The organism is Azohydromonas lata (assembly GCF_034427735.1).
In the GTDB taxonomy this organism is placed as follows: Bacteria; Pseudomonadota; Gammaproteobacteria; order Burkholderiales; family Burkholderiaceae_C; genus Azohydromonas; species Azohydromonas lata.
The window spans coordinates 1-25,405 of record NZ_JAXOJX010000061.1 but is presented as its reverse complement, the minus strand read 5'-3'; the positions used below and the strand labels follow the sequence as shown (position 1 = coordinate 25,405).

Below are 25,405 nucleotides of genomic sequence, written 5' to 3'. Positions count from 1 at the left end.
CAGCACCATCACGCTGTCGGCGGCGGGCGACATGTCGGTGCTCACGCCGGCCTGGACCCAGGAGCTGGTGGCCGATGGCTTTGCCGAGTTCGCCGACGGCCACCTCGGTGGCGCGGCCTCGCTGCGCCTGGAAGTCGAGATGGGCAGCACGGACTTGGGCGCCAACCTCACGGTGGCCGCGGGCGACCGCAGCGGCGGCAACCGCGGCTTGGCCTCGCTGCGCGATGACCTGCAAAAGGCCATCGACGCCACGGCGCTCAAGGACAAGGTCACCGTGCGCCTGGTGGACGGGCGCCTGATGTTCACCAGCAACTACGAGCTGCGCATCGCGCGCACCGCCACCGGCGGGGCGCAGCGCCTGGGCTTCACGCAAGTGGCCGACGCGGCCGCCACCACCGGCGCCACCACGTCCTCGCGCGCCTGGGCCATTGACGCCAGCGAGCGGGGCTCGGTGGTCAACCTGGGCAAGGCCAGCGCCCCGGCGGGCACGATCACCATCGCCGGTGCCATCCGCGCCTACAGCGGCGTGAACATGTACGCCGGCACCAGCGCCGGCGGCAGCCTGGCGGTGGACTTCCAGACCACCAGCCTCATCGAGACGCTCAGCGGCTCCATGGTGCTCAACCCGGCCGGCAAGGTCACCATCGCGGGTGACTTCGTGGCGCATGGCGCCAACGCCAACATCATCATCAACGCCACGGGCACGCTGGAGCTGCGCGGCCGCCTGACGGCGCAACACGACATCCTCATCAACGCCGGCACCAGCGCTGCCGCCGGTGAGGTCAGCCTGCGCACCTACAGCACCGCCAACTTCACCAGCCTGGACGCTGGCGCGCGCATCGTGCTGTCCGGCGTCAACGACGTGCTGATCGGCAACACGATAGGCAAGGGCTCGGACTTGTCGCTGTTGCAGATCGAGTCCACCCAGGGCGACCTGCGCATCCTCACCGGCTCCGACGATGCGTCGGGCTGGCTGGAGACGGGCGCCTCCATCGTGCTCACGGGCAGGAACGTGGACATCGCCGGCGTGGTGCGCTCCAACCGCGCCACCGCGGCCACCTACGACTACGAGCTCTCCATCACCGCCAGCCAGGACGTGCGCTTGCACGGCTCCATCGGCCTCATGGGCTCGATGCAGGTCAACGCCGGTGACGACATCGTCGTCGAGGGCATGGTGCTCAGCGCCCAGGCCCCGGGGCAGTCGCTGCAGCTCAACGCGGGCGACGCCATCACGCTCGGTACGGCCACGGCGCAGGGCGGCGCGGTCGTCATGGAAGCCGACGCGCGGCTGGAGCTGCTGGCCAAGGGCGTGGTCACGGTCTACGAGAACGCCCAGCTCTACAGCGCGGGCCACGGCAGTGCCATCACCGTCAAGGGCGCGGCGGTCTACGCGCAGGGCGCGCTGCTCGCGGGCAAGGACCATCCGTTCTTCTACAACCCCGGCATCGAGGACATGCGCTGGGACGCGGCCCAGCCCGTCGTCGTCAGCGGCAAGGCTGCCACGCTGAGCATCCAGTCGCAGGGCGAGCTGGTGCTGGGCAACATGGCCGACGGCTTCGGCGGCCAGCTCTACGCCACGGGCAGCATCGACCTGCGATCCGGCACCGCGCAATCGGGCATGGGCTTCTCCATGACCGACCGCAGCGGCATCACCGTCGACGCCACCGGTGGCGGGCGCTGGGGCGAAGCGACCATCGACGCCGCGGGCTGGCATGTCGTGGCCGGGGCCCGATACACGGCCAAGATATTCAACGACACCTTCACCGTCACCGGCATTGCGGGCGACAGCATCGATGCGCTGCTCGACCGGCTGGTGCAGGCCATCAACGCGCCGCACACCTACGAAGCCAGGCGCGTGGGCGACGCCATCACCGTCGCCGGGGCGCAAGGCGCCCAGTTGGCGCAGGCCGTCACCACCAGCACGAGCGCGGCACAGTCCAGCGCCAGCGTGGGCACCGCCGTGGACGCCAGCGGCTGGCGCCTGGTGGCCGGCGCGCGTTACTCGATCGGCGTGGGCGGCAGCCGCTATACGCAGGTCGCGACCAGCGACGACACCCTTGCGACGCTGCTGGACCGCCTTGCATCGTCCATCAACGCTGCGACGCCCAACGCCGCGCAGCGCCTGGGCAGCCTGCTCGTGGTCAGCGGCACGGCCGCGGTCACGGCCGAGACCGCCTTCACCGGCTACCTGGGCTCGGCCGGCGTGACGCCGGGGCAGGGCGCTGGCGCGGCTTTCGTGGACACCACGGGCTGGGTGCCGGTGGCCGGCGCGGTCTACACCGTCAACGTCGGCGGCGTGGCCTACAGCGTCACCGCCGGCAAGGGCACGCTGGCGGACCAGCTTGCAGCGGACTTGGCGAGCCAGATCAACGCCAGCACCACGTTGTCGGCCTCCAGCGCCGGCAACAAGCTCACGATCACCAACAAGAACGGCAGTGCCTACAGCGGCGCGCTGTCCGCAACGCAGGCCGGCAACACGGGCACGGCCAGCGTGGCCACGCGTGTCGATGCCACGAAGTGGCAGCTCGCAACGGGCGCCAGCTACAGCGTGACGGTGGGCAACCAGGCCTTCACGCAGGTGGCCCAGGCCGGCGACAGCCTGGGCACGCTGCTGGACCGCCTCACGGCGTCCCTCAACAGCTCCGGCGCCTACGCGGCACAGCGCAGCGGCACCGTCATCACGTTCAGCCGCACCGCGGCGGCCATCACCACCAGCGCCGTGTTCGACGGCGCGCTGGGCAACGCCGTCACGACGGCCGCGCAAGGCGCCACGGCAGCAACGCTCAACACCGCCGGCTGGGTGCCGGTGGCCGGAGCCACCTACAGCGTCACGCTGGCGGGCACCACGTACAGCGTCACCGCGGGCAAGGGCACCACGGCCGAGCTGCTGGCTCGCGAGCTCACTCGCCAGATCGAGGCCAGCCCCACGCTGGCGGCCACGCGCGTGGGCACCATCGTGACCATCCGCCTGCAAAACGGCAGCGCCTTCACCGGGACCATGGCCACGGCGCAGAGCGCCGCACCGGGCTCGGCCCTGGTCACGGCCGCGGCATCCGATGCGCTGGCCGACGGCCGCATCACCATCGTCACCGACGGTGATCTGCTGGTGCGCGGCGCCATCACGGCGCTGGACGCGGGCAGCGACATCACGCTGCGCTCGCAATCGCTCATCGACGTGGGCGGCCTCGTGCGCGCAGCCGACAGCCTGACGCTGCGTGGCGGCATCGATTCCACGCATGTGGGCATCTACGTCCAGGAAGTCGTCGTCGAAAACGGCCAGTACAAGTCCGGGGGCACGCTGGACACCAACGCCGGCGGCTCCATCGACCTCGAAGCGGTGGACGGCATCACCGTCACCGGCGTGGTGGGCCAGCGCGAGGTGCTGGGCGCCTCGCTGGGCCAGGCCAAGGTCAGCCAGATGCGCATCGTTTCCCTCGCGGGCGACGTCAACCTGATGCGCAACGTCAACCTGCGCGACGCGCTGACGGTGCAGGGCGGCAGCGTCAACCTGCTGTCGGGCAGCTATGTCTATGCCACCGGTGCAGGCTCGGAGCTGGTGCTCACCGCGCGCAAGTCGCTGCTGCTGTCCGGACGCGCCGATCTCGCGGGGCTGGACCCGGCCATCGCCAAGGCCGATGCCTTGCTGCACCTGATGGCGCCGAGCATGACCATCAGCGGCACGGTGCAGGTCACCGGCACCACGGGCCGCGCGCTGTTCGACGCCAGCGCCACGGTGCTCATCGACGGCACCGTGCTGTCCAACGGCGACGTCACCGTGCGCGCCGGCGTGGACCTGAGCCTGCCGCGTGCGACGCTGGAGTCCACCGCGCCCAAGCTCACGGGTGGCGACATCCTGGTCAAGAACCAGGGCCTCGTGGACGCAGCGGGCACCGTGACGCTGCAAGCCGGTGCCAACGTCACCGTGGACGCCAGCGCCAACGTCGCCAGCGTCACCACGGTGCTCAGGCCCAACTACACCACCACGGAGCAAAAGGTCCAGGTGGTGGTGGGCACGGTCAAGGTGGCCGCCGGTACGACGCTGGTGCCGCAGGTCTCCTATGTGGACACCTTGGTCACCGAGCAGACGGGCACCGAGCTCGTCAAGGTCGGCAGCCGCTACGAGACGATGGACGTCGAGCTCACGCAGCTCGGCTACTACAACGCACGGCTGAACAAGTTCGTCGAGGTGCTGGTCGAGGGCGTGGACTACGTCAACGACAGCCGCTCCTCGCGCAGCGACGGCACCAAGCCGGTCGTGAACTGGTACAACGCCGGCGACGGCACGGCCGCCAACAAGGATCGCCACGTCAGCGGCGACGACGTGCCGACCAGCGACTTCACCCAGGTCAATGCTGCGCGCAACAAGTACCTGAGCTTCACGCAGCTTACCGACGCGCAGCGCTGGGCCGTGCTCAACGCCACCGGCTACATGCCGATCTACCAGTTCGGCTACAGCAACTGGAAGCTCAACCAGACCATCAACGGCACGGCCAGCGTGCTCAGCGAGGGCCAGGTGGGCAGCGACGGCAAGACGGTGAAGCCGTCCTGGAAGGACAACGCCCAGAAGGTGTTCTGGGTGGACGTGGACGGCTGGCGCAACAAGTACATCGTCATGCCGCAGGGCGCGCAGGACGCCATCCTCAGCGTCACGACCAAGAGCCCGACGCAATACCTGTACAACGACACCACCAAGGACGGACAGAGCAACGGCACGTGGCTGACGCAGTACGACAAGGAGCAGCGCGAGGCGCAAGGCCAAACCTTCATCGCCGGTGAGCTTGCGGGCTCCTACGTCGAGAAGGCCGACGTCCTCTACACCCAGACCAAGTCGGCCTATACCGGCGCGGGTGACATCGAGGCCGTGGACTTCGACAACTCCGCGGGCATGTGGACGGCCAGCTACAGCGCCAACGGCCAGCGCGTGTACACGCTGGCCAACGACACGGCCACGCCGGGCCTGAGCGCCATTCTCAACACGCAGTCCGCCAACGCCTACACGCTCTCCCAGAACCCGTACTGGACCTACAGCGGCTCCTCGTCCGTGACCCGCGACCTCTCGGGCACGACCGACAGCGGCAACCGCGCCACCAACTGGGTCACCGGCGTGTCCGACTATGTGGACTCGTTCCGCAACGCCAACACCACCGGCACGCTGGTGTGGAAGGCCACGCGCGACGCGGGCGTGCGCAACGTCGGCTACGCCATGGGCTTCCAGAATTCCACGGACTGGGGTCCTGACCTCAGCCGCATGAACTGGGACATCAACCTCAGCGGCGACGCCTTCCACTTCGATGCCAAGTCCGGCTACTACAGCTACGTGGGCAACCACTGGAACGACGAGGCGTCCTCGCTGTTCGTGGGCATCAAGACCTACAAGATCGTCCTGTTCGAGCACGCCAACTACGGCGGCCGCAGCGCCACCTACTACAGCACGGACTACTGGCTGGGCAGCTCCGGCGACATCGGCAACGACATCGTCAGCTCCGCCAAGCTCTACGGCAACCGCTACGAGAACTTCCAGAACTACACCTACGGCTGGACCTCGCACGTCAACAACGTCTACGACCGGCGCGAGAAGCTGAGCTACAGCGTCTCCAAGCAGTCCGAGGACGTGTTTGACTACCGCCCCGTCTACAAGACCAGCGTCCAGAAGGTCAAGGTCGAGAAGCTGCAGACGGTCACGGTCTGGAAGGAAGTGCCGGTCTACGCGGAACAGACCCAGCTCGTCACCACGGTCACCTACGACGCCGTGGTCGCGCGCGGCGTGGGCAGCGGCGATTCGCTCAGCGCCGGCAACCTCGTGATCGAGGCCGGCAGCAACGTGTCCGTCAGCGGCAAGCTGTCGGCGTCCGAGCAGATCTCCATCAGCGCCAAGTCGCAGTTGCTGCTCAGCGGCAACACCACCAGCTTCACCAGCGACGGCATCACCACGACGGGCCAGGTCGATACGCGGCTGTCGGCCAACAGCCTCAAGCTGGTGTCCGGCTCGGCCCTGAGCGTGGATGACTCCGTGACGCTGCTGGGCACGCAGGTTTCCGGCCAGGGCGCAGCCACCGCTTCGCTCAACGCGGGGCAGCAACTCAACCTGGGCGGCACCATCAAGGCGGCCAGCGGCGCCACGCTGGACACGGTGCTCGTCAGCTCCGACCGCAACATCACGCTCAGCGGCAGCGTCACGGCGCAGTCCGTCTCGGTCATGGCCGGCGCGGACGGCAGTCTCGGCGCCAACGCCTACACCAGCGGCACCAAGGCGCTGGACGGCAGCATCACCGCGGACCAGGACACGCAACTCGTGGCCACCAGCGGCGACTTGAAGCTCTCCGCAGGCAAGCTGGGCGGCAGCATCCGCATGGACCAGTCGGAGCTCAGCGCCGCCTCCGGCCTCGTGCAGCTCAGCGCCGCCAAGGGCTCGGTGACGCAGACCAAGCTCTCGTCCATCGATACCCACGGCACGGTCGGTACCGGCGACGACGAACAGGTCTCCGTCATCAGCGGCCTGGTCACGGCCAGCCACCTCGTCGTCACCGCCGAGACCGGCATCGTGTTGCAGACGCTGGCCGGTACGGTCGACAAGCTCGTGCTCTCGGGCGCCGGCAGCATCGAGCTGGTCAACAAGTCCGCGATGACGCTGACGCTGGCGGAAGCCCGCGATGGCGCCATCCGTGTCAAGAACTACGGCGCCCTGGACGTCGTCGCAGCGCGCACGCTGGGCACCAGCGACACCAACGACATCGAGCTGGCCACCTACCAAGTGGGTGGCACGTCGTCGAACCTGACCGTGGGTGACCTGGTCGTGGGCTACGTCGCCGGCGGCACGCCGGTGGCCGGCGCCCGTGGCGACGTGGACCTCCACGCCGAAGGCGTCGTCTCGCAGCGCGCCTCCACCCGCATCGTGGCCGACACGCTGACGCTGTTCGCCGCTTCGCAGGCCGCTTCGGCCGGCACGCAGCTCGTGGCGCTGGAGACCAACGCCAACACCGTGTCCCTGGTGACCCGCGGGGCCGGCGACGTGAACCTCAAGCAAGGCACGCGCCGTCTGGAGCTCACGGGTACCGAGATCGCCAACGGCGACCTCACCGTCACGGCCGGCGGCGAGCTGCAGCTCACCCGCGTGAACCTGCTGTCCAACCTCGACGCCAACGACCTCATGGTCACCGCCGCGGGCGACATCCTGGTGGGCCATGCCTCGGCGGGCATCTACCTGGCCAGCGCCACCGAGGCGCCGGTGATCAACGGCGCCAAGGCGACGTCCGTCAGCTCGGCGGGCGACATCACCCTGGTCTCCACGGGCGGGCGCATCGTCGAATCCGTCAAGGACGGCACGGCCGCGGGTTATGCCACGGTGGCGCCCTCGCAGGCCGGCACGGCGTTGAGCATCGACGTTTCCGGCTGGAGCGTGGCCGCCGGCGCCGTCTACACCATCACCGTGGGCGGCACGGCGTTCAGCGTGACGGCCTCCGCCACGGACACGCTCGGCACCGTGGCCCGTGCCCTGGCCAAGGCCATCGACGACAGCGGCAGCTATGCCGCCAACATCGCCGGCACCACGCTCAGCGTGGCCCAGCAGGACGGCAGCCGCGTCACCGCGGCCGCCACGGTCAGTGCTTCCAACGGCAGCATCCAGGTCGAGCTGTCGACCGCGACGACGCCGCTGACCATCCGCACCGCCGGCGCCAGCGTGACGGCGGGCCAGGTCTATGGCATCACCATCGGTGGCACGCTGTTCAGCTACACGGCCCAGGCGGGCGACAGCGCCACCAGCGTGGCGCAGGTACTGCGCGCGGCCATCGATGCCAGCGCCGATTACGAGGCTGCCGGCACGGGCACCAGCATCACCGTCAACACCGCGGGCGGCGGGCGCGTGAGCGCACCGGTCACCGGCGGCGCACAAACCGTGCTGGTCGCCGCTTCGACGGCCGACACGGACCTGCAGATCCACGCGGGCGGCTGGAACCCCATCGCCGGCAAGGCCTACAGCGTCACCATCGGCGGCAGCACCTTCAGCGTCACCGCGAGCAGCGGCGACACCGCTGCGTCGCTGGCCCAGGCCATCGCCTCGGCCATCGATGCCGGCAGCGACTACGCGGCATCGCTCAGCGGCACGGTCATCAGCGTCACGCGCGCAGACGGCACCCGCGTCACCGCCGCCGTCTCCACCGGCCCGGACTTCGGCGTGGACCTGGTGGCCGACCGCCTGACGCTGCGTGCCTGGAGCGGCATCGTCGGCCTGGACGTGGCCATCAACAGCCTGGATGCCGCCATCGACACCGCTTCCACGGTGGCCACGGCGGGCATCAGCGTGTCCGATGTGGACGGTGCGCTGGAGAAGTCCGTCGGCATGGACGTCGTCCGAGCCACCGTCACGAAGAGCGCCACGGCCAAGTCGCTGGCGCACGTGGTGGACCTCTCGGCCCAGTCCACGCTGCGCGTGGGCGCCGACGGCCTGGTGCGCGGCGACATGCTGCGCCTGAGCAGCGCCACCGATTCCGTGGTGGTGGTCAAGCCCACCGATTGGAGCGTGGGCCTGCCCACGGCCAACAACTCGCTGGACTACAACGGCGGCGTGGCCTTCAGCGCCGCCAAGGACATCCAGCTCTACCAGTTCTTCAACGCCAGCGGCTGGATGGAGTACCGCGCGGCAGGGCAGTTCACGTTTGGCGTGCCGCAGATCGATGCCAACGGCAACGTGACCCGCGGCACCCTCACCGAGAAGCTGCCCAGCAGCCTCAGCGCCGACACGCTGATCCTGGACAGCGGTGCCTCGCTGACCATCACCGGCACGCTCACCGCGCGCGACCGCCTGGAGCTGGTCTCCGGTGCCGACGTGAACATCACGGGCGGCACCATCCAGGCCACGGCCGATGCCGTCGGCGGCAAGATCGGCACGGTGGTCATCAAGGCCAAGGGCGAGCGCCTGATCAACAAGGCCATCGCGGTCAACAGCGGCAACATCGTCAACCAGCCCTCGTCCACCAGCGTCAACGCGCTGCGCACCGTCGACCTGGGCTCGGTGTCCATCGTGGCGGGCAACAGCTACGGCGTGTTGCTGGGCAGCGGCGACACCGCGCCGGTGGCGGTCTATACCGCCAGCGCCGGCGACACGGCGGCCGACGTCGCGGCGGCGCTGGCCGCGCGCATCGCGGCGCTGTCGGGCTACGCGGCCAGCGCCGCGGGCAAGGTGGTGAGCATCACGCAGGGCGCCGGCAAGACGGACCTCACGTTCTTCTCCACCACCACGCAGGCCTCGGGCTACATCCATATCCAGGCCAACGCGCTGCCGGCCAGCAACTTCGAGCTGCGTGCCAAGCACGACATCAGCGTCGACGTCAGCAGCGGCCTCACGCTCAGCGGCTTCGTCGGCGGCCTGAGCGGCTACACGGCGGCCGACAACGTTCGGCTCCAGGTGGGCGGTGTGCTCACCGTCGTCAGCGGTATCGTTCGCGCCGATACGGGCGTGATCACGGTGAATGCCGCGCAGGTCAATGCCGACGGGGCTTCCGTCTTCGTGGCAGACCACCTGGACGTGACGGCCGCCAGCGGCGTGCAGTTGAACACGCTGGTCAACAGCATCGCCGTCGCCTCCAGCGGCACCGGCAACGTGCTCATCAACGAGTCCGACGACCTGCTGGTCGACGCCGTCACCGCCTACGACGGGGCCATCACCATCAAGACCGGCCGCGACATGAGCGTGCGTGAGGTGCGCAACTTCGTCGACGCCAGCGGCAAGAACATCGAGCTGCGCGCCGGCGGCAACCTGTACGTCGACCTGGTCGAGGCCGCCGTGAATGCCGGCGCCCAGAAGCAGTACGGCAGCGTGGTCGTGGAGGCGGCCGGCACGGTCAAGGAGCTTGCGGCGCTGCAGCGCGACGCCAATGGCGTGCTCACCGGCGGGTCGGCCTTCGACCAGTCCGCGGCCGACCTGTACGGCTACAACGTCAAGATCATCGCGCCCACCGTGCAGTCGGCCAAGCTGCTGTCGCAGGCCATGGACGAGGGCACGGGCGACGAGGTCGAGGTCCGCGTCATCAACAAGGCGGCTACCGCGTTCATCAGCACCAACGCGGCCACCGAACGCACCGTGGGCAACAACGCTGCCCAAAGCGCGGGCGGCGGCACCTTGCAGGTCCAGGCCACGACCACGGTCGAGGCGGGAACGGACGTGACCCAGCGCAGCCGCGTGCTGTTCGCAAACACCATTGCCGCCGGCCAGACCTACGCCGTCACCATCGACGGCAAGGCCAGCACGGTGACGAGCCAGAATGGCGAGTCCCTGGTGGACGTGCTGCAGCGCCTGGCCACCGCCATCGAAGCCGACCAGGCCGGCATCGACGTGACCGTGGACGCCAACGTGTTTGCGCTCTACCTGGACGCCAGGCAGCCGAACACGCCATTCACGCTCAGTGGCGTCACGGTGACCCAGCCCGTCAGCCAGGTGGTTACCGGTGCCCTGACCAACGACGGCCAGGTGCCCGCCACCGCCGCGGGCACCTCCGCCGCACAACGCTCGCTGGTGGAGTTCAATCCGGCCAACAGCGTGGCCAGCGGCTACGACTACAGCGTGGTGATCAATGGCCACGAGTACGCCGTGCGCGTGGGGGCCAATGCCTCGCTGTGGCTGACCGGCACCGGCGCCCAGGGCATCAGCGTGCAAGTCAAGGCCTGGACCGGCACCAGCGCGCTGGGCACCGCCACGGCCAGCACGGTGGCAGGCAGCCTGGGCACTGCCACGGTCACGGCCTCCACCAGCAACTCCCCGCTGAGCATCGACGCGGCAGGGTGGAGCGAGGTGGCCGGCGCCAGCTACACCGCCACCCTCGGCGGCGTGGCCTTCACCGTGCAGGCGGCCCAGGGCGACGACGATGCCGCGCTGGCCGAAAAGCTGCGCAAGGCCATCGACGACAGCAGCACCTACGCGGCCACCCGCTCCGGCGCGGTCATCAGCATCACCCTGCAGGATGGCAGCAGGGCCAACGCGGCCACCACCACCTCGCAGACGCCGCCTGACCGCACGCTCGACGTCTCCGCGCTCACGGCCCAGGCCGGTGCGCGCTACATCATCAGCGTGGGCAGCGTCTCGGTGACCGTGGATTACGCCAGCGGCAACCTGGCGCAGCAGATCGCCGACGCGCTCGACGCCACCAGCGGACTCAACGCCACGCAAAGCAACGGCGTGATCACGCTCAGCGACGGCGCGGCCGGCGGCGTGGACCCGCTCACGGACGCCATCTCCACCACGGTGCAGACCCTGCAGGCCATCAGCCTGTCGGCCCCGGCGACGCTCACGCCGTCGAGCCTGGCGGGCCAGCGGCTGGCCCTCACCGGGCTGCCCGTGACCGTGGGCAACCATTTCGTGCTGAACATCGGCGCCAAGAGCTTCGACGTGGCGGTGCAGGCCGGCGACACGCTGGCCTCCCTCTCGGGCAAGCTGGCCACGGCGATCAACAGCGACGCCACCTACGGCGCGTCGGCCACCACCGCCACGGTGGCGCAGACCTGGTCCTCGGTGGCCACGGCGCTGGACGCGCTCATCGAGACCGGCGAGGCGGTCAACGTGCTGCACACGCGCCTGGTGAACCTCGCCGGCGTGCAACCCGCCCCGGGCGACACGCTCACGCTGACCGTGGGCACCGACAGCGTCAGCTTCACCGTCGGCAGCGGTGACGTGGGCATGGACGGTGGCTACTACGCGCACCAGCTCGGCGACCGGCTCGCCGCGCTGAAGGCGGGCAGCATCGCCAAGTACGGCGTGGAGGTGTCCGACAGCGGCGAGCTGCTCATCACCAGCGGCGCCGATACCGCGGCCATCAGCTGCACGCTCAGCGGCGCCTCGGGCACCGGCGCCATCGTCGAGTCGGTGGAAACCTCCGCTGCGCGCCTGACGCTGCAGGCCCACGTCATCAACACCGCCTTCACCGTCAACGGTGCCGCGGTCAGCGCCGTGAGCGCCGTCAGCGATGCCGGCCGCTCGCCCACCACGGTGGCCGATGCCACGCACAAGCAGGTCAGCACCCTGGCTTTCAGCGGCAGCGTGTCCGCGGGCACCACTTACACGGTGGTCGTGGATGGCAAGGCCTATTCCGTCCAGAGCGGCGCCAACAACCACTACCTGACGTTCGGCAGCGCGGCTTCGAGCCTGCCCATCAGCCTGGACATCACCGACGAGTCGGACGTCAGCGTCACCAGCCCGCCCTCGGTGCGCACCTGGGTCAGCTCGGTGCGCGTGACGGCCCAGGGCTCGGCGCTGTCGCGGGTGCTGGACCTCACCGGCATGCCGCTGCAGGCCGGTTACAAGTTCAAGCTGACGGTGGGCAGCGTGACGGTGTCCTACACCGCCGCCAACTCCAGCGCCTCGGACGTGCTCAACGGGCTGGTCTCGGCGCTGGCCAGCGCCGGCAGTGCCAGCGGCCTGTCCGCCACGGCACTGAGCCTGAACGTGGCCAACAGCTGGAGCGGCGTGCTCGGTGGCCTGGAAAGCCTCATCGAGGCCGATGGCAAGGTCGCCGTCACCGCCAACACCGCCGGCCAGAGCCTCACGCTCACGGCGCTGCAGAACAACACCCCGTTCACCGTCAACGCGGTGAGCGTGGGCAGCCGCGCGGCCGTCTCCAGCGATCCGGCTGTGCCGGCCATCGCGGCCGGCACCAGCGTGGCCCAGGTCAGCAAGGTGGTGTTCGCCAGCCCGTCCAGCGCGGGCTACACCCTGGCCAACGGCCTGAAGCTGGCTCTCACCGTGAACAGCGTCGACTACGTCGTGACCGTGGGCCAGGACGGCGTCAGCGCCGACTGGGCGTCCGTCTTCGCGCGCTTCAAGACGCTGATCGAGGCCGGCCAGCAGGGTGCCGTCACGGCGGCCCAGGCCGCCGCCGCGGCCGAAGGCATGTCCTTCACCGGCACGCTCATCACGGTCAGCGGCGATGCCGCCTCGCGCACGCTCACCCTGACGGCGCAGACGGCCAACGTCGCGTTCCAGATCACCGAGGCGCAGGTGGTGGCCACCTTGACGCAGGAGGTGGACGGCGCGGTGAGCGACGAGGGCACCACGCCGCTGGTGGCCGTGGACCTGGTGCACAACGCGCCGCGTGCGCAGGTCAGCACCTTGACCTTCAGCGGCACGCCCAAGGCCGGCGTGAGCTACTTCGTCACCATCGACGCCAACACCTACCGCGTGGATGCCGACGCAAGCTCCACCTGGAGCTCGGTGCTGCAGTCGTTCAAGACCAAGCTCGAGGCTGGCGGCGTGGTGGGCGTCACTGTCGACGCGGCCCATCTCAAGCTCACGCTCACGGGCAGCGCCATCAACCGCAGCTTCGACGTCTCGGCGTCGGGGCTGGACGGCGCGGTGTCGCAGCTCACGCAGCAGGGCGACTACGTGCTGGTCGTGCCCGACCAGACGCCGGTCGACCAGTACGCGCTCCAGGCCACGGGCAACCTGACGGTCGTCAACCTGCCCAGCAAGGACAACGAGCTCATCAGCCTCGGGGCGGGCGGGTCTCTCGTGGTGGCCACCGATCTCAACGTGGGCACCGGCGCGGGCAACGTCACGCTCACGGCGGGCAAGGGCATCACCCTGGGCGGCAAGGTCACCGCGGGCAGCATGAGCGTGACCGCGGCCGACAACCTGACCATGACGACGGCCGTCAAGAACCTGGCCGTCACGCTCAGCACGCGAGCCGGAGTTCAGGACAAGAGCGACCTGACCATCCTGCAGCAGGATGCCGGCAGCCCGAACCTGACCATCACGACGCTGACGCTCGATGGCGGCGACATCGACATCGAAGCCTACGGCGACGTGGTCATCGGCCAGATCATCGTCACCGGCAACAACGCCGGCGGCTCGGTGCACATCGTCTCCAAGACCGGCAAGGTCAGCATCGGCAGCATGAACGCGGCCGGTACCGTGACCATCGAGGCCGGCAAGGGCGTGACGCTGGGCAGCGCCGGCGCCACCATCGACGCGCAAGCGCTGAGCATCGTGGCGGGCGGCGCCATCAGCGTCTACGAGGCCAGCGCGCTGGTGATCGACCAACTGCGCAGCACCACCGGCGACGCCGTGCTGGTGCAGGCCGGCGGCAACCTCACCCTCAACGCCGCCGTGGCGGCCACCGGGGTGCAGACGCACGGCGTGTCGCTGAGCACCAGCAACGGCGGCGTGCTCAGCATCAATGCCGGCATCTCCACGCAGTCCGGCGCGATCACGCTCAACGCCGCAGGCGGCCTGGTCCTGAGCGACGCCGGCGACCTCAGCACGGCGGGCGGCAGCATCAGCCTGGACGCCGGCACCGGCGCGCTCGCCATGGGCAGCGACACGCTGGTCGATGCCGGCACCGGCTCGATCACGCTGGACGCCGACGGCCTCGTCACCGTTGGCCGCCTGACCACCCGCTATTCAGGCGATCTCGTCATACGAGGCGGTGGCATCGTGTCGTTCAGCGACGGCATCACCGACATCGTGGCGTCCAACGCGACGTTGAAGATCACTTCGACCGCCGGCATCGGTGCCAGCGGTCAATCGCTCGAAGTCAAAGTACAAACCATGGATCTCTGGAACAGCGGCATCGGCGCGATAGCGGTCGAGGAAGTCGACAGCGTCGACATCCAGCAAGTCCACCAGGCCGCCAGCGGCAGCGTGGACATCCGTACCCAGCGAGGCGACATCCACGTGCTGGATGCCGGCCAGGGCATCTCGGCCACGACCGGCAACGTCAGCCTCTACGCGGGGCAGGGCGCCATCAGCCTGGGGGCGGCCAACGGCACGGCCATCGCCACCACCGGCGGCGACGTGAGCCTCGGGGCCGAGAAGGGCGACATCACGCTGGGCGCGGGCATCCGCGCCACGGCCGAGCCCAACGGCACGGCCGACATCTCGCTGCGTGCCGTGGACGGCTCGATCCTGGGCTCCACCGCGCAATGGAACACCGCCGCGGGGCCGGACCTGGCCTGGGCGCTGGGCAACGGCAAGTTCGCCGTCGACCAGGCCAGCGGCGCGGTCACGGGCGCCAACCTCACCGCCAGCGACACCCTGCTGCACGGCCTGAGCAACGGCACCACGCTGCGCTCGGCCGGTGGCGCCTACGTGCAGACCACCAGCGGCACCCTCACGCTCACGGCCAGCGGCGAGATCGGCCAGAAGACCCTCGGCTATGGCATCAGCCCGGCCGCCATCTTCGCGGACGCTTCCACCGTCATCGCCAGCAGCGGCACGCGCGCCAACGTCTCGGTGGTCACCACCGGCGCGGTGAACGTGGGCACGGGGTCCGACCCGGCGACGGCGGGCTCGCAGGGCGGCACCACCAACGTGATCAGCCTGGCCGGCAAGCAGTCCATCGGCTCCAATGTCGATGCCGCCGGCCAGGACATCACCATCGTGGCCAACGACGTCGACATCGACGCCACGCTGCACAGCGCAGGCGCCACCCTGACGGTCAAGCCGTCCGACGGCAGCACGCCCATCGTCATTGGCGACACCAGCACCGGCGGCTCGTCGCTGAACCTGGACACCAAGGACCTCGGCAACATCGGCGATGGCTTCGGCAACATCGTCATCGGCGGCGCGGGCAGCTCCAACACCATCCACATCGGCAACAGCGACGGCAGCGGCATCGTCCTCAATGCGCCCACCACGCTCTACGCCGATGGCACGGGCGGTGAAGTCTCCATCGGCTCCGACCTGAGCGCGCCCTCGCTGACGATCTTCGGCTCGGGCCACACCACCAGGCTCTCGGCCGACGTCAACGCCACGGCCGGCTCGGTCACGGTCAACGATTCGCTGCGGATCGCGGGCGACCGCAAGATCACGTCGGTGGCCGACATCACCCTCGGCACCAACGGCTACGGCTTCTTCATGGTGGGCGACAGCACGTCCACCACCGACAAGCTCACGCTGACGGCCGGCGGCAACATCAACGTCATCTCCGAAATCACCTCGGCCAAGGAAGCCGGAACCGACTACCTCAACGGCCTGACCATCACCCAGGCCAACAACGTGACCTTCCAGGAGATGGTCACGATCGACGGCAACTTCTCCATCAACGCCACGGGGTCGGTGGTCTTCAGCAAGGGCGTGCGCCTGCTCAACGGCGGCCACCTCACCATCACCGGCACCAGCAGCATCTACTTCGGCAGCGCCAGCAGCATCCGGCTCGACGGCGGCGGCAACCTGCTGCTCGAAGGCGACGAGATCGACCTGAGCATGGCCACGGGCGCGGTCACGGGCACCGGCAGCGTTACGCTGCGGCCCACGACCCGCGGCGAATCCATTGCCGTGGGCTCGCCCGACGGCGTGGACACCGACAACGTGCTCAACCTGGAGATGGCCGAGCTGCGCACGCTGAACTCGGCCTTCAGCAGCATCACCATCGGCTACGCCACCACGTCCAACGGCGTCACGCATGCGGACGTGTCCACGCTCTCCGGCACGGTCACGCTGGGCGCCAACAACGACGGCACCAACCCGATCTTCCGCAGCAACGTCGCCATCTACGGCGGCCAGATCAACGTCAGCGACTACAGCTACGACAGCTGGATCGTGCGCGTGGCATCGGGCAAGAAGATCGCGCTCGATGCCGTCAGCAACATCGACATCGCCAACGAGTTGGAGGCCGATTCGATCACGCTGTACTCGGCCACGGGCCGCATCACGCAGTCCGACGCCACGGCCGACGGCAAGAGCGGCGAAGCGCTGCGCAGCCTGGACCTCAAGGTCCAGGCCGCCACCGGCGTGAGCCTGGGCTCCGTCGAGACGCCGCTGCTGTCGGTGTCCAACTCGGGGCAGGGCGACATCAGCCTGGTGGTCAACGGTGCGCGCACCTCGGCTCCCTACGGACGCTTCACCAACACCCAGATCAGCGGCGACGTCGGCATCGCCAACCTGTCCCAGACGCTGTCCACCGGCAGCGGCGCCATCAGCCTCGTCGCCAAGGGCGGCACGGTCACCGTGCTGTCCGGCACCGTGAGCAACAGCGCCGCGCTGTCGCTCAACGGCGTGGCCACCACGGGCGTGACGCACGCCGGCACGGGCACGGTCAGCATCGAGGCGCAGGGCAGCGGCAAGAACCTGGTGGTCAACCAGGCCATCACCAGCCAGGGCGACCTCACGCTCAAGGCGGCCAACGCCCTCACCACCGCCACCGGCGTCCATCTCAACGCCACCGCCACCGGCAGCAACCTCGCCCTGACGGCCACCGGCGGCGACATCAGCCTGGGTGGCAACCTCGTCTCCGGCAGCCTGGGCAGCAGCGGCGGCACCGTGGCGCTGGTGGCCGGCGGCGCCCTGACCATGGCCGACGGCACCGGCATCACCTCCGCCGGCACGGGCGGCCGCGCCAGCCTGCAGGCCGGCGGCAACATCAAGCTCAGCAAGGTGACGGTGCAGGTGGGCGTGACGGTGACCAGCACCGGCGGCGCCATCATCGACAACCTCGGCGGCACCGGCCCCAACCTGGACGGCGACAGCGCCGACGCACTGCTCTATGCCGCCAACGGCATTGGCGCCGCAGCCGCCGAGCTGCAAACCCGAGTGGGCACCCTGGTGGCCACCGACACCACCAGCGGCGGCATCTTCATCGTCGAGGCCACGGACCTCACCATCAAGGGCTCGCTGCCGCCCGCGGACGCACCGCTGGGCCTGAGCCTGGGCGGCGTGGTCGCCGATGCCGGTCGCGTCTCGCTGGTGCTGAGCACCGGCAAGCTCACCGTCACTGGCGGCATCAGCTCCACCGCCACCGGCACGGCCGACAGCGGCAACATCCTGCTGCAGACGCTGGCCGGCGACATCGACATCGAAGGCAAGCTCAACAGCAGCGGCAACATCTCCGTGCTGTCCGCCGCGGCGCTGAACCTGGGCACCAATGCCGGCATGACGGCCCAGGTCAACGCGCTGGGCGCGGGCAAGACGGTGGACGTCGAGGCCGCCGGCCCCATCACCATGGGCGCAAGCTCCTCGCTGTCGGTCAACAACGGCGCGCTGCGCCTGAAGTCCGGCTCCAGCGTGGTGCTAGGCCAGCTCAGCGCCGGCACGGGCGCCGTCAGCGTCATCGCCGCGACCCAGATCACGGACGCGGACGCCGATGCGGCCGCGCAGGTCGTCAACATCAGCGCAGGCAGCGCGCGCCTGGCCGCGAGCACCGTCGGCACCTCCACCAACGCCATCGAGCTGAGCGTGGATGCGCTTGCGGCAGCCGGTACCACGGGGGGCCTGTTCCTGTCCGAGCGCGACGGCGTGGCCGTGGACAGCGTCGCCGCCGTCACGGTCAACCGGGTCTCCAACTTGGGTACGAGCTCGGCCCTGGCCGAAGCGGCTTCGCTCGCCGGCCTCACGCTGAGTGGCGACGGCGCCATCGTGCTGCGCAGCGGCACGGGTGCCGCGGGCGTGCTTGCCGTCAACTCGGCCATCGCCACGCCCAGCGGCAACGTGCTGCTGCAATCGGTCAACGGCGGGCTGGCCATCAACGCCGCCGTGAGCACGGGTGCCGGCAGCATGAGCCTGCGCAGCACCACGGCCCAGACTTACGGCGCCGGCGGCGATCTCACCGTCGCGGGCGGCACCATCGAGCTGGAGGCCTCCGGCGTGGCCGCGGGTATTGCCATGGACGCCGGCACGGTCTTGCAGACCGCCGGCGCCAACATCCGCGTGAGCGCCGGCGGCACGGTCGCGCTGGGCGTGCTGGACGCGCGCACCGGCACGGACCGCGCAGGCCAGACCCTGGCGAACCAGTCGGACTGGGGCTCGGTGGCCGTGGCCAGCAGCAACGGCTCCATCCTGGACGCCGGCGTGGCCGGTGACACCGACACCAACGTCTTTGCCAGCACGCTGCGCCTGTCGGCCGGCAATGCGGTGGGCGCTTTGGGCGCGGGCACGGCCAATGCGCTGGAAACCGAGGTGGCCACGCTCAGCGCCACGGGCGGCGCGGGTGGCCTCAACCTGGCTGACGCCAGCGCGCTGAGCCTGGGCTCGGTGGCGCCGGTGGCGGCCAACCGTGTCACGAACGTGGGCGGCGCCGGCAGCGGCGACCTGGTCGATGCCGGCGCGCAGGCCGGCTTGAGCACGGCCGGCAACGGCAGCATCGTGGTGCTGTCGGCGGGCGCCCTGAACGTGGACAGCGCCGTGTCCGCCAACGGCAGCGGCAACGTGCTGCTGCAGGCTGCCGCGGGCACCCTGGCGCTCAATGCGGCGCTGGGCAGCGGCAGCGGCCATGTGACGGTGCTGGCGCTGGGCGGCGGCATCTCGCAGGCCGCCACGAGCCAAATCACCACCGCGGGCAGCGGCTCGGTGGACGTCCAGGCCAGCCTGGGCATCAGCATGGCCGCAGGCGCGGGCGTGAGCGCCGCCGCGGACGTGCGCTACCAGGCGCAGGGCGGCGACCTGGCGCTCAGCGAGATCGTGAGCACCGGCGGTACGGTCACGCTGATCAGCAGCGCCAGCATCACCGATGGCGATGCCGCCACCGACGTGACCGCCGTGGCGCTGTACGCACAGTCCGGCCTGGCCGGCAGCATCGGCACGGTGGGCGACGAGCTGGAAATCAGCGTCGGCACGCTGGCCCTGTCTGCCGGCACGGGCGGTGCCGTGCTGCGCGAGGGCAACGGCCTGGTGGTCGGCGCCGTCAGCCTGACGACCCTGCAGCGCGTGGCGGCCACGGGCATCGCCACGGCGCAGAGCGGCAACTGGGAAGACCTCAACAGCGGCGCTTCGCTGATGCTGACGCTGAGCGCCGGCGACCTGACGCTCGATGGCGCAGGCGCAACGCCTTCCCAGGCGATCAGCGCGGCCAGCGATGTCCTGCTGAAGACGGAGGCCGGCGCGGCCACCCTCAACGCCGGCGTGGATGCGGGCAACGGCAACCTGTCCGTGCTCACCACGGGCAGCCAGACCTACGGCGTGGACGGCGACCTGCAGAGCGCAGGCGGCATTGCGCTGGAGGTCTTGAACGCCGGCACGATTGCCATGGCTGCCGGCACGCTGCTGCGCAGCAACGGCGCCGGCATCGTCGTGAAGGCGCCGGGCGAGGTCACCCTGGGCGTGCTGGATGCGCGCACCAGTGCGGACCGCGCCGGCGAAGTGCTGGCGCACCAGTCCGACTGGGGCACCGTGGCCGTGGCGGGCAGCAGCATCCTGGATGCGGATGCGGCCGGTGACTCGACGGTCAACGTGTACGCCAACGGGCTGCGCCTGCAGGCCACCGACGCCATCGGTGTCCTGGGCGAGGGCAGCGTCAACGCGCTGGAGACGGAGGCCGCCGTGCTGGCCCTGTCCGCCGGCGCGGGCGGCATCAGCCTGGCCGAGGCCAGCGCCGTGAGCGTGGGTGCGGTGGCGCCGCTGGTCGTCAACCGCAGCGTCTTCGGCGGCACGTCCTCCGTGGCGTCCACCCTCGCGGGCGTGGCCACCACGGGCAACGGCACCATCGTGGTGGTCTCGTCCGGCACGCTCAGCGTGGACAGCGCCGTGTCGGCCGACGGCAGCGGCAACGTGCTGCTGCAGGCCAAGGCGGGCGATCTGGCGCTCAACGCCGGCATCAGCAGCGGCAGCGGCCACATCACGGTGCTGGCGGCGGCGGCACTGGCGCAGGCGGCGGCGGGCGACATCTCGACCGCGGGCGCCGGCACGGTGGACGTGGAGGCCGGCACCGGCATCACCATGGCCAACGGCGCCAAGGTGAGCGCCGCATCCGATGTGCGCTACCAGGCGCTGGGCGGTGACCTGGTGCTGGGTGAGATCGCCACCGGCTCCGCGGCGGTGGTGCTCATCGCCGGCGGCAGCATTGTCGATGGCGACACGGACAATGACGTCACGGCCGCGACGCTGTATGCCCGCACCGGCTCGGCCGGTGCCATCGGCTCCAGCACCGACGCGCTGGACATCACGGTGGACACGCTGGCCCTCTCGGCCGGCACCGGTGGCGCCTTCGTCACCGAGGCCGATGGCCTCGTCATCGGCAGCGTGAGCCTGGCCGGGCTTCAGCGCGTCGGCGACACCGGTGCCACCGAGTCGCACAACGGCGAATGGGAAGACCTGCTGGGCGGCGGCGCGCTCATCGTCGTTGCGACGGCCGGCGACCTCACCGTCGGCGGCGGCAGCACCACGGCCGCGCTGGGCGTGGCCGCGGCCGGCAACGTGCTGTTGCAGGCGGCCGCGGGCGAGCTTCGCGTCAATGCCGCCGTGACCTCCTCCGGCGGCAGCCTGAGCATCCTGAGCTTGGGCAGCCAGAACTATGGCGTCGATGGCCACCTCATGAGCGCGGGCGGTAGCATCGACGTGGCCGCGCTGGGCGCGTCCAGCACGGTGACGATGAACGCCGCCACGACGCTGCAGACCAGCGCTGCCAACATCCGCGTGAGCGCCGGCGGCACGGCCACGCTGGGCGTGCTGGATGCCCGCACCGATGCCGACCGCAGCGCCAAGGTGCTCACGCACCAGGCGGCGTGGGGCTCGGTGGCCGTGGCGAGTGCTCACGGCGCCATCGTGGACGCCGGCGTGGCCGGCGACGCCGACATCAACGTCTACGCCCAGGCGCTGCGCCTGTGGGCGGCGGATGCCATCGGGGTGCTCGGCGCAACGACCGCCAATGCACTGGAAACCGAAGTGGCCAGCCTCAGCGGCCGTGCCGGCGCCGGTGGCATCAACCTGTCCGACGCCAGCACCGTCGCCGTCGACGCGGTGGGGCCCGTCACGGTCAGCCGCGTCACGGCCCTGGGCAGCCAGAGCGAAACCGACGTCGCGGCCCAGTCGGACCTGGTCGTCACGGCGGGCAATGGCGCCATCGTGCTGCGCACCGTCACGGGCGACCTCGTGCTCAACGACGGTGCCGCGGGCGGCGACAACGTGGCGGGCACTTCGGTGCGCGCCGCGGGCAGCGGCAACGTCCTGCTCATGGCCGGCGGCAGCCTGCAGGCCGGCGCCGACGTCGGCAGCACCAGCGGCCATGTCAGCCTCGTGGCCGCCGGCAGCCTGACGCTCACCACGGGCGCCGACATCGCCACCGCCGGCGCCGGGACCCTGGACCTGCGCGCGCAAGGCGGCGTGCTCAGCCTGAGCCCCAGCAGCACGCTCAGCGCCGGCAGCGGCGACATCCGTGTGCAGGGCAAGACCGATGTCCAGCTGGGCGGGCTCATCAGCACCGCGGGCCAGGTCGCGGTCTACGCCGATACCGGCAGCATCCTCGACGCTGGCGCGGACGACGCCACGCTCGACATCCAGGCCGCGGCAGCCAAGCTCAGCGCCGCGCTGGGCGTGGGCGTGCTGGGCGCGGGCGCCAATGCCATCGAAACCGCGGTCGGCACGCTCAGCGCACGCGCCGCGGACGGCGGCATCAACGTGCTCAACGCCGGCGGCCTGACCGTGGGCACGGTCGCCGTGACCGTGCAGAACGTGGCCCTGGACGGCACCAGCGCCGACCTGGACGGCGTGGAGATGTCGGACCTCGTCACCTCCGCCGGCGACGGCAGCATCGTGCTGCGCACCGCTGCCGGGGGCATCACGCTTGATGACGGCACGGCCAACACCGGCAATGCCGGTGTGGCCGGCCGCGCCGTGAGCGCCAACGGCGCCGGTTCCATCCTGCTGCAGGCCCAGGGCGGCGGCGACCTGGCCGCCAACGCTGACGTCGTCAGCGGCACGGGCCACATCACGCTCAAGGCCGCGGGCAGCGTGCTGCTGGGCAGCGCCACGGCCACGGGCGTGGACGTGCGCACCGGGCTGGACGGCACGGTGTTCATCCAGGCCGTTGCCGGCGCGCTGACCATGGCGGGCGACGTCCGCGTCACCGCCACCGACAGCAGTGCGCGCCTGAGCGCGGGCACGACCTTGACGCTGGCCAATGTCACGGCGGCCAACGTCAGCCTGCTGGCCGACACGGGCGCCATCGTCAATGCCGTGGGCAGCACCAGCAACGTCGTTGCGGACAGCCTGCGCATGGTGGCCGACGACGCCATCGGCACGGCCGCGCGCCACCTGACGCTGTCCGTGGGCACGCTCACGGCGCGCAGCGCAGGCACCGACAGTGCCGGCATCTACCTGGACCAGGCCCGCGCAGTGACCGTGGATAGCGTAGCCGTGACGGTGACGCAAGTCGCCGCAGGGGCCGCCCTCTCGGCGCTCGACGACGCCGCGCAGTCCGATCTGGTGGCGCTCAACGGCGGCAACGTGGTGCTGGTGGCGCAGGGCGCGGTGACGCTCAACGACGGCAGTGCCAACACCGGCAACGCCGGCGTGGCCGGCACGGCCGTCAGCGCCGACGGCGGCGGTTCCATCCTGATCGACGTGAAGGCCGGCAACCTGTCGGTCAACAGCGACATCGCCAGCGGCGCGGGGCACGTCACGCTCAGGGCCGCGGGCAGCGTGCTGCTGGGCAGCGCCACGGCCTCCGGCGTGGACGTGGGCACGGGCGGCGCGGGCACGGTGTCCATCAGCGCCGATGGCGGCGCGCTGACCATGGCTGGCGACGCCCAGGTCACGGGCGCCAGCGCGCGGCTGCATGCGGCGACCTCGGTCACCGTGGGCAACGTCACGGCCGCCAATGTCAGCCTGGTGGCCGACACGGGCGCCATTGCCAATGCGCTGGGCAGCACCACCAACGTCACGGCGACGAGCTTGCGCCTGCAGGCCGACGACGCCATCGGCACGCTCGGCCGCCACCTGACGCTGGCCGTGGGCACGCTCACGGCGCGCAGCGCAGGCACCGACAGCGCGGGCATCTTCCTGGACAACGCCGGGGCGGTGACGGTGGACAGCGTGGGCGTGAGCGTCACGGAACTGAGCGCCGACGCAAGCACGTCGCCGGTCAGCGACGCCGCGCAGTCCGATCTCGTGGCGCTGAACAAGGGCTCTATCGTCCTGGTGGCCGCCGGGTCCGTCACGCTCAACGATGGCAGCAGCAACGGTGGTGTGGCAGGGCTGTCCGGCATGGCAGTGAGCGCCACGGGCACGGGCTCCATCCTCATCCAGGCCACGAGCGGTGACTTGGTCGTCAACAGCGACGTTGCCACCGGCACGGGCCAGATCACGCTCAAGGCCGCGGGCAACGTGCTGCTGGGCAGCGCCACGGCTGTGGGCGTGGACGTGAGCACGGCCAGCACGGGCACCGTCTCCATCGATGCCGAGGGTGGCGCGCTCACCATGGCAGGCGACGCCTGGGTCATCGCCACCGACAGCAGCGCACGCCTCAATGCCGCCACGACCATGACCGTGGGCAACGTCACGGCGGCCAACGTGAGCCTGGTGGCCGATGCGGGCGCCATCCTCAACGCCGCGAACAGCACGAAGAACGTCTCGGCGAACGTGCTGCGCTTGCAGGCCGACGGCGCCATTGGCGCGGCCGACCGTCACCTCACGACGGCCGTGAGCGTTCTGACGGCTCGCAGCAATGGCAACCTCGGCGCAGGCATCTACGTCAGCGAGGACGATGCCGTGACCGTGGGCACCGCGGGTGTGCTCGCAGTCGAGTTCGGCAGCAACGGCATGACGAGCGCCGCTGCCGATGCCGACCAGTCGGACCTGGTGTCGCTGAACAACGGCCACATCGTGTTGGTGGCCGGCGGCACGGTGACGCTGAACGACGGCACGGCCAACGGCGGCAGCGCCGGCGTGGCCGGCACGGCAGTGAGCGCCGCCGGCACGGGTTCCATCCTGTTGCAGGCCACGAGCGGTGACGTGATCGTCAACGGCGACATCGCCAGCGGCACGGGCCACATCACGCTCAAGGCTGCGGGCAGCGTGCTGCTGGGCAGCGCCACGGCCACGGGCGTGGACGTGAGCACGGCCGGCACGGGCACGGTGTCCATCAGCGCTGAAGGCGGCGCGCTGGCCATGGCCGGCGACGCCCAGGTCGTGGGCGCCAGCGCACGGCTGCATGCGGCGAGCACGGTCACCGTGGGCAACGTCACGGCCACCAGCGTCAGCGTGGTGGCCGACACGGGCGCCGTCGCCAACGCGCTGGGCAGCACCACCAACGTCACGGCGACGAGCTTGCGGCTGCAGGCTGACGACGCCATCGGCACGGCCGCGCGCCACCTGACGCTGGCCGTGGGCACGCTCACGGCGCGCAGCGCGGGCACCGACAGCGCGGGCATCTTCCTGGACAACGCCGGGGCGGTGACGGTGGACAGCGTGGGCGTGAGCGTCACGGAACTGGGCGCGGGCGCAGCCACTGCGGTGGTGAGCGACGCGGCGCAGTCGGACCTGGTGTCGCTGAACAACGGCCACATCGTGTTGGTGGCCGGCGGCACGGTGACGCTGAACGACGGCACGGCCAACGGCGGCATCGCCGGCGTGGCCGGCACGGCGGTGAGCGCCGCCGGCACGGGCTCCGTTCTGGTGCAGTCGCTGGGCGGCAACCTGGTGGTCAACGGCGACATCGCCAGCGCCACGGGCCACGTCACGCTCAAGGCTGCAGGCAGCGTGCTGCTGGGCAGC

At 70.5% G+C, this 25,405-nt stretch carries 1 protein-coding gene (cut by a window edge); it reads left to right on the top strand.

The genetic code is table 11. The features are described 5' to 3' along the window. Nucleotides 1–25,405 carry part of the coding region annotated (locus tag SM757_RS26780; RefSeq protein ID WP_322467725.1) for a hypothetical protein on the top strand (this coding region is incomplete at both ends). The annotated region extends 14,087 nt beyond the left edge of the window, so 25,405 of the 39,492 annotated nt are shown.